Here is a 13,950-nt window from a genome sequence, read left to right on the forward strand (position 1 = left end):
CGTGCGATGGCGTCGAATGTCTCGGCCAGGCGGCCGAGCGCGGCGTGTCCCGGGTACAGGGACTGCGCCGCGTCGAGGTCGGTTCTGCCCTTCGGGGTTCGCGTCGCGGCCGGCGGCGTTTTCGGTTCGGTGGTGGGGCGGCGGGCGCCGGTTCGGCTCGCGCCGGTGGGGCCTCGGCGGGCTCAGGCGGCCTGGGCGGCCATGCGCAGGCGGGTCACCAGGTCGGCGCGGTCGCCGCCGGCGGTCATCGCCGGGTGCGCGTGCAGCGCCTCGACGGCGTCGCGGGCCTGGGCCCACAGCCGGGCGTGCTCCTCTTCGGAGAGTTGCCCCGCGTGCCGGGCGATGGCCTCGTACGCGGCGTCTCGGGCGCGCTGCAATTCGATCAGGTCCGCCGGGATGGGCTGTTCGGACATACCCGAGAGTTTACGAGAGTCCACGTAAACACAGGGTTAGCTCCGGATTGCGGCGGAGTCGACGAAGGATCCCGTTCAGATGGCCTCGTGCTCACGGCCCGGCGACGGTTGCGGATGGCGCGGTATGCGGTACTCGGTCACCGGCGGCATGCAGAAGATGGTCAGGTCGCACGCGACGCCGACCGCCTGGGTGGGGGTGTGGCCCAGGTGCAGTGCGGCCCGCGCGTACTCCCAGCCGGAACCGATCGCACCGTAGTCGTAGTAGAAGACGTCGAAGTCGCTGCTCGTCTCGAACAGCCTGCCGTCGAAGGCGAACATGAACTCCGACTTGGGCTCGAAGCCGGACAGCTTGCGCTTGCCCCATTCGACGAACTCGGCGTAGAACTCCAGGATGTCGCGTTCCTCGGCGGACGCGGGGGTGTGCGTGTCCAGGAACAGGCGCATCAGGTTGATGTCGCGCAGCAGCCCGGCACCGCCGAAGATCAGGTTCTCGCCGATCTTGTACAGCTTGGTGCCCTCGGTCTTGGCCTGACCCCAGGTCACCTGGGAATCGGCGGCGATCACGATCGACTCGTCGATGATCTTTCCGGCGACGACACTCATCAACGCCCCCCGAACGTACGGTTGCTGCGGATCCGGACGTGCCGGTTCAGGATCGCAGAGGGGCGGGGTGCGGCGCAGGCGAACCCCGTTGCTTCTGCCGGGACTTCACCGCCGGTTTCGTGGTGCCGGACGGGCGCCGCGGCTCGGGCCCGTCCGGCGTGCGTGCCGGGGTCGGGGGGTCAGAGCCGGACGACGACCTGCTCCAGTGGCTTGCGCCGGATGTCGGGCACGCGTGCGTCCTCGGCCGGGTAGCCGACCGGGACGACGTACGCGGCGCGCTCTTCCTGCGGGCGGTCGCACACCTCGTTGAGGAAGCGCATCGGGCTCGGGGTGTGGGTCAGCGTGGCCAGACCGGCCTGGTGCAACGACGCGAGCAGGAGGCCGACGGCGATGCCGACCGACTCCTTCGTGTAGTAGGGGCGCGGCGAGTCCGGGCCCTTGTGCACCTCGAACACGACGATCACCACCGGCGCCTCCTCCAGGAAGGGCTTGCGCCAGTCGGTGCCGATCGGCGCGAGGGCCCGGAGCCACTCGGCGGACGCGCGGTGCTCGTAGAACTCGCGCTCCTCCTGCTCGGCCGCCTCGCGCAGGTGTCGTTTGCGCTCGGGGTCGGTGAGCACGACGAAGCGCCAGGGCTGCACGTTGGCGCCGCTGGGCGCGGTGCCGGCGGTACGGATCGCCCAGTCGATCACGTTGTCGGGGATCGGCCGGGAGGAGAAGTCGCGGACGGTGCGGCGTTGGGACATCACGTCGTGGAAGGCTCGGCTGCGGGCTTCCGCCTCGTGGGCGGGGACGCCTCGGTGCCGGTGCGGAACCGTGGGGTAAGTGGTTTCGTCGACCATGGCGGACAGCACAGCACGACGTGGGGGGTCGGTGGAAGGTCCCGCCCGGATCGGATTCGGGGCGCGCGGGTGGGCACGTCGTTCGCCGGGGCGAGTCGCCCCGGTTCGTGTCGACTGGTGCGGTCGGGCGCCCGGGGCGGGGCCGCCGGGTCACCTCGGTCCGGGCGGACGGGGACGGGACCGTGGTGACCGCAGGCGTCCGGAGTGGCGGGTGTTTCGGTCGGCGGTCCGGCCGGGACTAGGCGACGTCCGCGCGCTGCTCGCCGAGCGAGAGCGTCGGGGCGGGCACGTCGACCCGGGTGACCCGGAACTGCCGGCCGGTGCGCGGTACGGTCACCACGGACCCGGCCCAGGCCTCGGTCGCTCGTCGGGCCAGATCGGCCTCGGCCACACCGGCGTGGGCCAGATCGACGCGCAGCGCGCGGGCCGCCGATTCCCGGGTGCCGGTGTGCAGCGTCTGCCAATCGTCGCGGCTGGTCTCGCGTGTCTGCGCCTCGTGCATTCCGTCCGCTCCCTCCCCGGCCTGTCGTAGGACCGGGTCTTCCGTCCCTGGCCCCCTGGACCACCCTGCGCCGGCGATCAAAGATCGACCAAATCCGTCAGGAAAAATCAGCCTCAGGCATGAGACGGGTGGTGATGTCTACACCGATGGAACGACCGGTTTCGCAGGCCGTGCGCCCAGCGGCGGGGGCCGCGTCTCCAACCGGTCGGATGAGCCCTCGGTTCGGCAGTCGGCACCCACCGGGACGTGCACTTTCGTCCGCAGTCCGTGCGAGCGAACGATCAGCGTGACGCAGCCGGGCCGGTCCACGTGGTAGCCGCCGGCGAAGGCGAGCCAGGGCTGCTCGGCGGAGCGGGCGGGGCAGCCCGGCACGCGGACGGAGCCGGCGGCGGGCCGACCGTTGCCCCACACGATGGACGCGCCGTTGCCGGGGGCGGGGAGTACCTCGATGTCGACCCGCGCGCCGGCGCGCACCATCAGGCCGGACTTGGCGAAGAGCGGGTGCGGGGGTTCGGAGCCGTCGACCTCGGCCGGTTGGAGCCGGCGGCCGGTCTCCAGCGCGACGTCGCCGAGAAACACGGTGAGCGCGCCGGTGGGCGCGGGTCGCTCGTCGATCACGTGCAGGCAGTCGAGGGTCAGGGCGGGCTCGGCGTGAAGATCGGCGACCTCGGTCGGCTCGACGGTGCGCTCGGCCCTGTCGGGCCTGTCGCCGCCGTCGTCCGCGCCGCACGCGGTCGTGGCGAGCAGCAGGCAGCAGGTCAGGGCGGCGACGGGTAAGCGATTTTCCGGCACCCGGACATGCTGCCAGGTGGGGACGTCGCCGGGCAGGCCCGAATGAACCGGCCGGCGCTGGGCAGTGTCACTCGGGTCGCGGGGGACAGGGTCGAGCCCTGGACGCACCACGAGTACGGGCACTTCAGTGGAAGGTGGCAGGCGATGAGCGACGACACCCCGGACCGGACCGAAGACTCCCCGGACACGCCGGGCGACGACGGGGTGCTCGGGCCCGAGGACACGCTGTCGACCGACGACCTGTCGTACGACCCGCTGGACACCGGGATCGTGCCGCCGGACCGCTGGTCGGCGGCGGAGCGGTACGGCAACACGCCGGAGGAGGAGCGACGCGGCGAGTCGCTCGACCAGTTGTTGTCCGAGGAGGAGCCGGACGTCTCCGACGACGACATGGTCTCCGACGAATGGGAGGGCGGCCCCGACCCGAGGGCGGGCCGACTGGTCGCCGACGACGAGGGCGCCCACGAGGACACCGAATCCGAGGCGGTGGCGCACGACGTCGGCATCGACGGCGGTGCGGCGGGCGCGGAGGAGGCGGCGATGCACATCATTCCGGAGGAAGAGGTCCCGTAGGGCGTGTCGTCGCGCCCCCCACTTCGCGCGTCGCACCCGCCGGGGTTGAGGTGGGCTCGCGACACACCTTGCTCCGCTTCGCCTCGCGCCGCTGCCAATCCCCACCACTTGGCCCCCCGCCGCACGCGCTGCCATGCCTTTTGCTCCACCGCCCTTCTGGTTCATCGCGCGGCTCACCTGCGCCCCGCTCGTGCTGCCGGGCCGCGCCGCGCCGTTGACGGTGTCTCGCGCCGCCCGCCCGTGCTGCCGTGTTGCCCACCGATCCGCGCCGGGCCGTTCTTCGCGCGGTCCGCCCGTCCGCGCGGACGGGCTGCCCGCCTGCGCCGCGCCGTCTGCGTTGCCGGGCGGCCCGTCCGCGCCGCTCGGCCGAATCGCCTGGCCGCCGCCGCGTCGCCGGTGCTGTCGCGCCGCCCTTCGCGTCGCCTGCCTGTCCGCGCTTTGTTGCCCGTGTTGCAGGGCGGCCCGTCCGCGCCGCCTTGCCGAGTCGCTCGTCTGTTGCCGTGTCGCCTGCGTTGGCGCGCTGCCAGTGCCCACGCCGCGTCGTCCGTGTTGGCGGGCTGCCCGTCTGTCGCCGCGTTGCCTGTGGTGCCGGGCTGCTCGCCTTTCGCCGTGTTGCCCGCTGCCGTGCCGTCCGCGCTGTCTCGCGTGGCGTCGCCCGCCCGTCCGGGCCGCATTTCTCGCGCCGCCTGTGTTGCCGGGCCGGCCGTTTGTGCTGCGTAGTCCGTCCGCCGGCCCGCCCGCGCTGCTGCGGTGTTTGTGGGTCGAGTTGTTGTGTATGTCGTCTGGTGTAGGTGGGCTAGGTGGGTTTGGCGAGGAGGGCTTCGGGGGTGGGTTCGGGGCCGGTCAGGGGGCGGCCGTCGAGGAGGTCCAGGGTCGCGGACAGGCTCGCGGCGGCGGCTCGCGCGGCGCCGGCGGTGAGCGGGTCGCCGGTGTGCGCGGCGAGGTCGGCGAGTTCGCGTTCGGCTTCCGGGCGGTCGGCGAGCAGGGTGTGCCGCAGATCGGTCAGCGGACCGGCGATCCAGGACTCCGCCTCCGCCTCGGTTTCGGTGACCCGACGCATGGCGTCCACCCAGCGGCTCACCGTGCCCAGCGACTCGCGGGCGTATTCCAGCAGTCGACGTCTGGCCGGCCCCTCCAGACGGTGGCCCTTGCCGTTGCGGAACTCCTCGTCGATCGCGGAGAGCCGGCTCTCCAACTCGTGGTGCTTGGTGAGTCGGCGCAGCGCTTCGGCGACCTCGTCCAGATCGCGGCGCTCGTTGCCGGCCGCCAGTTGCAGCAGTCGGCCGAGCAGGCCGTCCTCGGGACGCCACCACAGTTGGGCGATCGAGGTGGCCCGGGGGAAGCGCAGGTGACGCGGGTGCAACAGGGCCTCTGCGGCGTCCGCCGCACACGCGGCGGCGCCGGCTTCGGCCTCGGCGAGGGCTTCGAGCGCGCCGAGGTTGCGGGTGCCGCCGAGCAGTCCCTGCGCGGAGCCGGTGGCGATGTGTCGGGCCAGCGTGGCCACCGCGGGCAGGTCGCCCAGACCGGCCGCGGCCTCCTGGAGCAGTCCGTACGTGCTGTGCCCGCACAGTACGGCGGCGCGCGCCGTGGCGGCCACCGTCAACAGTTGGGTCGCGCGGTCGTGGCTGGGCTCGCGCATCGCCATCTCGTCGAGCTCGGCGCGCAGCGACACCGCGACGGCGCCGGTGTCCGAGCGCGCCCCGTCGGCGTAGGCCAGGGCACGCAGCGCGGATATTCGCTCCGGGGCATCGGTCGACATGGCCTGTGCCGCGGAGGCGTACTCGCCCCGGCCGATCAGCTCGCCGATCAGCGCGGCGGGCTCGGGAGCGGCCGGCGGCGCGGGCGGGTCCTCCTCCGCGTCCTCCTCGGGGGCCGGCGCCGAGTGTGCCGGGTCCGTCGCGCCCTCCGCGGGGTCCTCCCGGTCCGCTGTCGCCGAGGTCTCGTCGGCCTCGGCCGGTTGCGCGTCGGACACCGGGTTCGGGTCGGCGTCGGAGCCCGATTCGCGGCCCGGTTCCGGGGCCGAATCGGGGTCGGCCGACGTCTGTGCCACCGGCTCCGGCTGCGTATTCTCGGCCGTGTTCGACGCGTCCGCCGGATCGCCCGAGGCGGGTGTCCCGTGCCAGGACAGCCGGCCCCGTAACGCCGCGTTGACGATCGTCGGGTCGGGCAGATGCGGGCGGATCGTCTCCGCCAACGCGTCCACGCCCTCGTCCCGGTCGGCCGCGATCGCGTCGATCAGCTCGCCGAGATCGGCCAGGGCCAGTACGCGCCGCCGGTCGGCCGGTTCCCAATTCTCGTGACGGGCGCTCAGCTCGGCGGTCAGCTCGCGGAGTTCGTCGATCGCCGCGGTGTGCGCCGGCGGGCCACCGAGTTGCCGGAAGCGGTCCACTCCGGCGAGTTCACGGGCGTGTACCGCGGCTTCGTGCGCGGTGATCGTGGCGGCCAGGCCCGGCCGGTCCTCGGGCAGCGTGTCGGCTTCGGCCTCGACCAGGGCGCCGACCGCCGTCCGGGCCTCGGCCACGGCCGGGCCGACGAGCCCGAGCATGGTCAGGTCGGCCTCCTCCGGCGCGCGCCCGGCCGCGACGGCGGCGGTCACCGCGTCGGCGGCGGCCCGTGCCCGACCGAGTGCGTCGTCGAGGGAGCGCAGCGGCGACGGGGGCTCGCTGGCGCCGCACATCCGATCCCGACAGAACGCCTCGAATCGGCGACACGCGGTCACCACGTCGGCGATGACCTCGGCGGGCCACCCGGGCAGCGCGAGGTCGGCCTCGGTCAGCGTGATCCGCAGCAGTGCGGCGGCCTGGCAACTGAACCCCCAGTCCGCGATCGCGGTGAGCCGGATCAGGTCGGGGGTGAACGCCGTGGTCTTCAGGCTTTCCAGGATCTCGCCGTCCAGCGCGCCCGAGTCGGTGTCCAGGGTCGCGGGCAACAACACGCGCAGTACCGGAAGGGTCACCACCTGTGCGGTGTAGCCGCGCACGCTCGGGGTCTGTTTGCGCAACCGCTTGAGCGCGTGTTCGGCGATCGCGGGAGTGGGTCGGCGGGCGGGCGGTACGCGCAGTGCGCGCAGGGTGTCGGTCCGTGTGGGGTTGGGCAACCGCCACAGGGCGTCGGCGAGGACGTCCGGGGCGATTGCCCCGAGACAGTCCACGAGGGGGTCGCCGAGGCGAGCGAGCTGGACCGCTACCGCCGACTTCTCCCGGGCTATCTCCTGCTGGTCGTGATCCGGGTGATCCAGGAAGGGTTGCAGTTCGCCCGACGAGGTCGCCCACCACAACCAGTCGACGCTGCGGGAACGTGGCTGTCGCACCACTTTTGGCCTCCCGAGGGAGAGGGGCTGGTCTCTGGTTATACCGCCGTCGGCTCGAGATGCGGACGGTTCCGCCGGATTCGCAAGGAATGAGTGCGGGTCGTTCCGGGTTTCTCATACCCCGGGGTGGTATGTATGAAAGATCGACGAAGGACGAGGAGGCGAGCGGGATGGAGTACGGCCGGACCGGACGGGACGAACATCCGGGCCACGCGGAGCCGGCGGGCGGCACGGGCCACCCGGATCGTGCCGGGCACCGGGGCCACGCGCAGCCGGCCGGGCCGGGTGGGCGCGAGGGGCACGCGGGTCATCAGGGACACGCCGGTCACGCCGGTCACGGCGAGATGTTCCGCCGCAAGCTCCTGTGGAGCCTGCTGTTCTCCGTCCCCGTGCTGGTGCTGAGCCCGATGCTCGCGGACCTGCTCGGCTACCACGAGCCGTCGTTCCCGGGCTCGTCCTGGATCCCGCCGCTTCTGGGCACCCTCGTGTTCGGTTACGGCGGATGGCCGTTCCTGACCGGCGCCCGCGACGAACTCGCCGCGCGGCGGCCCGGAATGATGACGCTGATCGCGATGGCGATCACCGTCGCGTTCGTCGCCTCCTGGGCCTCGACGCTCGAACTCGCTTCGCACGAGCTGGACTTCTGGTGGGAACTGGTCCTGCTGGTCGACATCATGCTGCTCGGCCACTGGCTGGAGATGCGCGCCCTCGGCGCCGCCTCGGGAGCTTTGGACGCACTCGCGGCGCTGCTTCCCGACGAGGCGGAACGGGTGCGTCCGGACGGGGAGTTCGAGCGTGTTCCGGTGGCCGAATTGGAGACCGGCGATACCGTCCTGGTGCGTTCCGGGGCGCGCGTCCCGGCGGACGGCAGGATCACCGAAGGCGCGGCCGAGTTCGACGAGTCGATGATCACCGGTGAGTCCCGGTCGGTGCCGCGCGGCACGGGCGAGACCGTGGTGGCCGGTACGGTCGCGGTGGACAGTGCGGTACGGGTGCGGGTGACCGCGACCGGTGAGCGCACCCAACTCGCGGGCATTCGGCGGCTGGTCGCCGACGCGCAAAAATCCCGGTCCCGGGCCCAGGCGTTGGCGGATCGGGCGGCGGCGCTGCTGTTCTACTACGCGGCCGGCGCCGCGGTCCTGACGCTGGTGGCGTGGTCGTTGCTCGGCGAGGGCGGGTCGGCGATCGAGCGCACCGTCACCGTGTTGGTGATCGCCTGCCCGCACGCGCTCGGGCTGGCCATCCCGTTGGTGATCGCGATCTCCACCGAATTGTCCGCGCGGCAGGGCATCCTGATCAAGGACCGGATCGCGCTGGAGCGCATGCGCGGTGTCGACGTCGTGCTGTTCGACAAGACCGGCACCCTCACGCGCGGGGCGCCTGCGGTGACCGGGGTCGCGGCCGCGCCCGGCCGGGACGAGACGATGGTGCTGCTGCTCGCGGGCGCGGCCGAGCGGGAGAGCGAACACCCGCTGGCCCGGGCGATCGTGCGGGCGGCCGGGGAACGCGGCAGGCCGGCCGCGGCGAGCGCGTTCCGGTCGATGACGGGCCGGGGCGTCGAGGCGGACGTGGCCGGCACCCGGGTGCGGGTCGGCGGGCCGGCGCTGTTGCGCGAGGCGGGCGTACCGGTACCGGACGAACTGTCGGCGACCGTCGGGGACTGGGTCGGGCGCGGCGCGGCGGTGCTGTACGTGCTGGCCGCCGACGAGGTCGCCGGGGTACTCGCGCTGGAGGACGAGATCCGGCCCGAATCCCGCTCTGCGGTACAGGAGTTGCACGCGGCGGGGGTGCGTGTCGGGATGCTCACCGGGGACGCCCGACAGGTGGCCGAGTGGGTCGGGCGCGACCTCGGGGTGGACGAGATCTTCGCCGAGGTGCTGCCGGGCGACAAGGACGCCAAGGTCGCCGAGCTCCAGTCCCGCGGCCTGCGGGTGGCCATGGTCGGCGACGGCGTCAACGACGCGCCGGCGTTGGCCCGTGCCGACGTCGGCATCGCGATCGGCGCCGGCACCGACGTCGCGGTCCAGTCGGCGGGTGTGGTCCTGGCCTCGGACGACCCGCGCGCCGTGCTGGGCGTGCGTCGCCTGTCCACGGCCGTCTACCGCAAGATGCGGCAGAACCTGGCCTGGGCCGCGGGCTACAACATCGTCACCGTGCCGCTGGCCGCCGGCGTGCTGGCCTGGGCGGGTGTGGTCCTGCCGATGGAGGTCGGCGCCATCCTGATGAGCCTGTCCACGGTCGTGGTCGCCCTCAACGCCCAACTCCTGCGCCGCCTGGACCTGCGCCCGGAGGCGCTCGACACGCGGACGACGCCGGGCCGGGTCGACGCGCGGGCTCGCGAGGAGTCGGCGACCCGGTAGGGAAGGGCGCGGTGGACCCGGTGCACGTCGGCGAGGGCCGACGTGCACCGGGTCGGGTGGTTCGGGGGCGTGGGTCCGGTCAGTCGATGAAGCCGAAGGTCTGGCGCAGGACCGGCTTGCCGTCGGCGGTTGCACAGGGCGCGATGTACATTCCGCCGCCGTTGTAGTTCTGGTTCGGATCGGCTTCCAGGCACAGTCCGGTGATGGGGTTGACCCACGCATTGGTGTTGATCGGGAACCAAGCCTGGGAGGTGCCGGAGTTGCAGTCCCACAGGCTGACCCGGGAATACGACAGGCCCCCCATCGTGGTCAGACACTTGAACCCGGTGGTGCCGCCGGGCACGAGGTTGTACGCGGCGCTGCCGTTGTTCTGCGGAACGGCCAGCCAGAGCTGGTTATAGGGCGTCGTGTTGTCTGCGGGATTACCGATGCACTGCCACTGCTGCACGATCCCACCGTTCGTGTTCATGGTGTTGGTATCGGCGTCCAGACATTTCCAGTTGGCTCCGATGAGCATCCGCGAGAAGTGATTCGGAATGACCATGGCGGACGCGGACTGGGGAATGGCGAACAGAACCATGCAGGCGGCGAGCACGCCTACGATCCTTTTGAGCATCTTCGGCCTCCATCGGGGGCCCGTCGCCGTACCGGGCGTTCGGCGTTCGGGTGCCTCAGAGGATGGCTGTGGACGGGTGATCCCTCAAGGAAGCCGGTGGTCGGTGTGCCGGTATTCGGCCGGCGGTCGGCGTGGTCGGGACGGGGTAATTCCTGCCGACGCCGCTCCGATTTTTGATTTCTTTGTCCGGATTACCACCGCTTTCGGGTCCGACGGGCGGAGACGGGCAGTGGCTGTTTCCGGGAAGCAGGAATCGACCGGAAATAGAGCAGGGTGATTATCCATTGACACGTGTCAGTGTCGCGAGTGTACACCGGAATACCCGACATTCACTTGAGCCGTTTTCCTTCCGGCGGCTCGGCGCGGTTCATCCGATTTTCCGGGACTATGCGCACGCGGTCCAGGTGCCGCCGTCGGCGGCGGAACTGCGGATGGCGTCGAGCACCCGTTGGCCGGCCACGCCGTCGGCGAAGGTGGCGTGGCGGGGGGAGTCGGGGACGGGTTCGCCGTTGATCAGGGCGGCGAAGGTGGTGGCCAGGCGGGTGTACGGCGCGCGATCGATGCCCATCGAGTGGAGCAGGTCGTAGGCGGTGTGCATGAGGTCGGACGGGGGCGCGATCGGGTCCGGGTTGGCCAGGTCGGCGGGGGTCTCCACCCGACGGTCGCCGGCCGCGTCGGCGAGCCAGACGTCGTCGAACTCGACCCAGGCCGTGCCGTGGGTGCCCGCCACGCGTGTGGTGATCAGCGGCGGCCCGTAGATCCCGGCGGAGCTTTGCAGGGTGCCCTCGACGCCGGTCACCGTGCGAAAGCGGATGTTGAAGGTGTCCTCGGCGCTCTGCCCCGGCCGGTCGGCGACCAGCGGCAGGCCCGCGCTGACGCCCGCGAACTCGCCGAGCGTGTGCCGGATCTGGTCGATCCAGTGCGAGGCGTGCGCGCCCAGCCAGCCGCCGCCGTCCTCGGCCCGGCCCCACCACGCGGGTACCTCGGCGGCCGGTCCGGTCAGGACCGGGATGTGCAACAGCCAGGTGGCGAGCCGCGGTTCGCCGATCGCGCCGGCCGCGATCAGCCGCGCGAGCAGGGCCTGCGAGGACTGCCAGCGGAACTCGGTGCCCAGCATGTGTACGACGCCCGCCCGCTCGGCGGCGGCCAGCATGCGGGCGGCCTCGGTCGCATCGCTCGCGAACGGCTTCTCGCACACCACGTGCTTGCCCGCCGCGACCGCCGCGAGCACGATCTCCGCGTGCGTGTGCGGCGGCGTGGCCACGGTCACCGCGTCCACGCCGTCCAGCGCGAGCGCCGCGTCGAGATCGGTGAACGCGTACGGCACCTCGAACCGCTCGGCCCGCTCGGCGGTGCGCACCGGGTCGCGGCCGACCAGCGCCCGTACCTCGAAGCCCGCGTCCCGGAAGGCGGGCAGGTGCGTGATGCACCCGAAGCCGGTCCCCACGATCGCCACACCCAGCTTGTTCTGCGCCATGACGTCGTTCTCCTTCTTCGGGGCCTTCTGTGGGGCCGAAACGCGCCTACGGTAAGGGAAGCTGTCCAATTTCGCCATGACGCCACCGTGTGACGAAGGGCATCCGCGGGGGTGGGCTCGGTGCGTGCCCGGCGGCCGTCGGCCCGTGGCGCGGCGGCGGTGATCCGGACTCTGCTTCGATGACCACGTGCCCCGCTCCCCGCCGGGTGCGCTTTCCACGCGAAGGGTGATAACGCGATGACCGAGACCCCCATCGACTCGCCGACCGGCCACGAGGCGCTCGACTTCGCCCGATCCGTGCTCGCCGCCCAGCCGTTCAGTCGGCTCGTCGGGGCCAGGGTCACCGAATTCGGCGCCGGCCGGGCCACCCTGGAGGTCGACGTCCGCGACGAACTCCGGCAACAGAACGGGTATCTGCACGGCGGCGTACTCGCCTACGCGGCCGACAACGCGATCACCTTCGCAGCCGGCAGCACGCTCGGCTCCGCCGTGCTGACCGGCAGCGTGTCCGTCCAGTACCTGCGGCCCGCACTCGGCACCAGGCTGCGCGCCGAGGCCCGGATCGTGCACGCCGGTCGTCGGCAGGCGGTCTGCGACTGCGACCTGATCATGCTGGCCGACGACGGTACCGAGACGGTCTGCGCGATCGGCCGGGGCACGGTGCTGGTGGTCAACGGCGCCGCCGGCTGAGCGCGCGCCCACGGCCGCCCGTCCGCCGGCTCGAAGGGATGTCCTCGCGGACGGATGTCACGTACCGTTGACTGCCGTCACGATGACAACAGGATGAGGTGCCGGCCATGCAGCTCCGTCCCTCCGCGCACGTCGACACGTTCTCCCGGGATCGGCTGCCGCCGGTCGACCAGTGGCCCGAGCTGATCTTCGAGCTGCCGGAACTGCACTATCCGGACCGGCTCAACTGCGCCGTGGCACTGCTCGACGACACCATCGCGCGACACGGGGCGCACCGGCGCTGCCTGCTCACCGCCGACGAGACCTGGACGTACGGCGACCTGCTCACCCGCGCCAACCAGGTGGCCCACGTGCTGACCGAGGACCTCGGCGTGGTGCCCGGCAACCGGGTCCTGCTGCGCGGCCCCAACAACCCCTGGTTGGTCGCGAGTTGGTTCGGTGCGCTGAAAGCCGGCGCGGTCGTGGTGACCACCATGCCGCTGCTGCGCGCGCACGAGCTCGACGCCGTCCACGAGATCGGCCGCCCCACCGCGGCACTGTGCGACCACCGCTTCACCGCCGAGCTCGCCGCGGCCGTGACCCCCGGCCTGCGCGTGCTCACCTACGGCGGGCCCGGCGCGGACACGCTGGCCGCCCGCTGCGCCACCAAGAGCACCGTGTTCGAGGCGGTGGACACCGCGTGCGACGACGTCGCGCTGATCGCGTTCACCTCCGGGACCACCGGTCGGCCCAAGGCCACCATGCACTTCCATCGGGACGTGCTCGCCATCGCCGACACGTTCTCCGCGCACGTCGTCCGCCCCGAGCCCAGCGACCTGTTCACCGGCACCCCACCACTGGGCTTCACCTTCGGCCTCGGCGGGCTGGTGGTGTTCCCGCTGCGCGCGGGCGCGGCCACGCTGCTCCTGGAGCGGGCCACCCCCGAGGAACTCGCCGCCGTGGTCGCCGAACGGCGGGTCACCATACTGTTCACCGCGCCGACCGCCTACCGGGCGATCCTCGGCGCCGGGCTCGTCGACCTGCTCGCCGGCGTGCGGCGCTGCGTGTCCGCGGGCGAGGCGTTGCCGGTCGGCGTGTGGCAGGCGTACCGCGACACGATCGGGACGCGGATCATCGACGGCATCGGGGCGACCGAGATGTTGCACGTGTTCGTCTCCGCCGCCGACGACGCGATCCGCCCCGGGGCGACCGGGCTGCCGGTGCCGGGCCATCGGGCCGTGGTGCTCGGGCCGGACGGCAGGCCGGTCCCGGACGGTACGCCCGGACAACTCGCGGTCAAGGGCCCGACCGGCTGCCGATACCTCGACGACGCACGGCAGTTCGACTATGTGCGGGACGGCTGGAACATCACCGGCGACACCTACATCCGCGACGCCGACGGCTACCTCTGGTACCAGGCGCGCAGCGACGACATGATCGTCTCCTCCGGCTACAACATCGCCGGTCCCGAGGTGGAGGCGGTGCTGGGCACGCACCCGGACGTGGCCGAGTGCGGGGTGGTCGGTGCGGCCGACGAACGGCGCGGCATGGTGGTCAAGGCGTACGTGGTGCTGCATCCCGGGGTGGTCGCGAACGAGGCGACGGCTCGGGTGCTCCAGGCGTTCGTGAAGCAGACCATGGCGCCGTACAAGTACCCGCGACTGGTCGAGTTCGTGTCCGAGTTGCCGCGCACCGACACGGGCAAGCTGCGGCGCGGCGAACTGCGTCGGCGTGCGGCCGAGGGCACGCCGGTCGCCGGGGTGGGACCGGCTCCCGGATAGGATCGCCGGCGA

The 13,950-nt window shown here is 72.3% G+C and carries 12 protein-coding genes; 4 read left to right on the forward strand and 8 right to left on the reverse strand.

All coding sequences use genetic code 11. The features are described 5' to 3' along the window. Positions 1-182: 182 nt before the first annotated feature. From ABZ374_RS36345 to ABZ374_RS36365, 5 genes are all read right to left on the reverse strand, one after another. Positions 183-413: a hypothetical protein gene (locus ABZ374_RS36345; protein ID WP_360319589.1), complete on the reverse strand. Its 231-nt coding sequence runs from the start codon at positions 411-413 to the stop codon at positions 183-185. Between the two features lie 75 nt (positions 414-488). Next, on the reverse strand, positions 489-1,016 hold the full coding sequence (locus tag ABZ374_RS36350; RefSeq protein WP_360319591.1) for a hypothetical protein: 528 nt from the start codon (positions 1,014-1,016) through the stop codon (positions 489-491). A gap of 179 nt (positions 1,017-1,195) precedes the next feature. Then, positions 1,196-1,858: a nitroreductase family protein gene (locus tag ABZ374_RS36355; protein ID WP_360319593.1), complete on the reverse strand. Its 663-nt coding sequence runs from the start codon at positions 1,856-1,858 to the stop codon at positions 1,196-1,198. A 238-nt stretch (positions 1,859-2,096) separates the two neighbouring features. Continuing rightward, positions 2,097-2,360, reverse strand: coding sequence for a hypothetical protein (locus tag ABZ374_RS36360; RefSeq protein ID WP_360319595.1), 264 nt, complete (start codon positions 2,358-2,360; stop codon positions 2,097-2,099). A 138-nt stretch (positions 2,361-2,498) separates the two neighbouring features. Further along, on the reverse strand, positions 2,499-3,152 hold the full coding sequence (locus ABZ374_RS36365) for a hypothetical protein (RefSeq protein ID WP_360319597.1): 654 nt from the start codon (positions 3,150-3,152) through the stop codon (positions 2,499-2,501). A gap of 144 nt (positions 3,153-3,296) precedes the next feature. Here ABZ374_RS36365 and ABZ374_RS36370 point away from each other — a divergent pair, with 144 nt between their 5' ends. Further along, positions 3,297-3,725, forward strand: a complete 429-nt coding sequence (locus ABZ374_RS36370) for a DUF5709 domain-containing protein (protein ID WP_360319599.1) — start codon at positions 3,297-3,299, stop codon at positions 3,723-3,725. Between the two features lie 796 nt (positions 3,726-4,521). Here the strand turns inward: ABZ374_RS36370 and ABZ374_RS36375 are convergent. Beyond that, the gene (locus ABZ374_RS36375; RefSeq protein ID WP_360319601.1) at positions 4,522-7,035 is read right to left on the reverse strand and encodes a hypothetical protein; all 2,514 of its coding nucleotides are present in this window, start codon (positions 7,033-7,035) and stop codon (positions 4,522-4,524) included. Positions 7,036-7,205: 170 nt separating this feature from the next. Between ABZ374_RS36375 and ABZ374_RS36380 the strand changes: the two genes are divergently transcribed. Further along, a complete protein-coding gene (locus tag ABZ374_RS36380; RefSeq protein WP_360319603.1) occupies positions 7,206-9,395 on the forward strand; it encodes a copper-translocating P-type ATPase in 2,190 nt (729 codons plus the stop codon). Between the two features lie 79 nt (positions 9,396-9,474). On the opposite strand, the gene ABZ374_RS36385 is transcribed toward ABZ374_RS36380, so the two are convergent. Continuing rightward, complete coding sequence (locus ABZ374_RS36385) at positions 9,475-10,011, reverse strand: ricin-type beta-trefoil lectin domain protein (protein ID WP_360319605.1); 537 nt, start codon at positions 10,009-10,011, stop codon at positions 9,475-9,477. A gap of 385 nt (positions 10,012-10,396) precedes the next feature. Then, on the reverse strand, positions 10,397-11,488 hold the full coding sequence (locus ABZ374_RS36390; protein ID WP_360319607.1) for a Gfo/Idh/MocA family oxidoreductase: 1,092 nt from the start codon (positions 11,486-11,488) through the stop codon (positions 10,397-10,399). A 237-nt stretch (positions 11,489-11,725) separates the two neighbouring features. Between ABZ374_RS36390 and ABZ374_RS36395 the strand changes: the two genes are divergently transcribed. Next, a complete protein-coding gene (locus ABZ374_RS36395) occupies positions 11,726-12,178 on the forward strand; it encodes a PaaI family thioesterase (RefSeq protein ID WP_360319609.1) in 453 nt (150 codons plus the stop codon). A gap of 107 nt (positions 12,179-12,285) precedes the next feature. Next, positions 12,286-13,938, forward strand: coding sequence for an AMP-binding protein (locus tag ABZ374_RS36400; RefSeq protein WP_360319611.1), 1,653 nt, complete (start codon positions 12,286-12,288; stop codon positions 13,936-13,938). Positions 13,939-13,950: the final 12 nt, after the last annotated feature.

Origin of the sequence: Embleya sp. NPDC005971 (genome assembly GCF_040629175.1) — a bacterium.
Lineage (GTDB): Bacteria > Actinomycetota > Actinomycetes > Streptomycetales > Streptomycetaceae > Embleya.

What these genes read in the sequence shown, in the direction of transcription:
- ABZ374_RS36345 (WP_360319589.1), bottom strand. Translation starts at nt 413, where the DNA reads ATGTCCGAACAGCCCATCCCGGCGGACCTGATCGAATTGCAGCGCGCC.
- ABZ374_RS36350 (WP_360319591.1), bottom strand. Translation starts at nt 1,016, where the DNA reads ATGAGTGTCGTCGCCGGAAAGATCATCGACGAGTCGATCGTGATCGCC.
- ABZ374_RS36355 (WP_360319593.1), bottom strand. Translation starts at nt 1,858, where the DNA reads ATGGTCGACGAAACCACTTACCCCACGGTTCCGCACCGGCACCGAGGC.
- ABZ374_RS36360 (WP_360319595.1), bottom strand. Translation starts at nt 2,360, where the DNA reads ATGCACGAGGCGCAGACACGCGAGACCAGCCGCGACGATTGGCAGACG.
- ABZ374_RS36370 (WP_360319599.1), top strand. Translation starts at nt 3,297, where the DNA reads ATGAGCGACGACACCCCGGACCGGACCGAAGACTCCCCGGACACGCCG.
- ABZ374_RS36380 (WP_360319603.1), top strand. Translation starts at nt 7,206, where the DNA reads ATGGAGTACGGCCGGACCGGACGGGACGAACATCCGGGCCACGCGGAG.
- ABZ374_RS36385 (WP_360319605.1), bottom strand. Translation starts at nt 10,011, where the DNA reads ATGCTCAAAAGGATCGTAGGCGTGCTCGCCGCCTGCATGGTTCTGTTC.
- ABZ374_RS36390 (WP_360319607.1), bottom strand. Translation starts at nt 11,488, where the DNA reads ATGGCGCAGAACAAGCTGGGTGTGGCGATCGTGGGGACCGGCTTCGGG.
- ABZ374_RS36395 (WP_360319609.1), top strand. Translation starts at nt 11,726, where the DNA reads ATGACCGAGACCCCCATCGACTCGCCGACCGGCCACGAGGCGCTCGAC.
- ABZ374_RS36400 (WP_360319611.1), top strand. Translation starts at nt 12,286, where the DNA reads ATGCAGCTCCGTCCCTCCGCGCACGTCGACACGTTCTCCCGGGATCGG.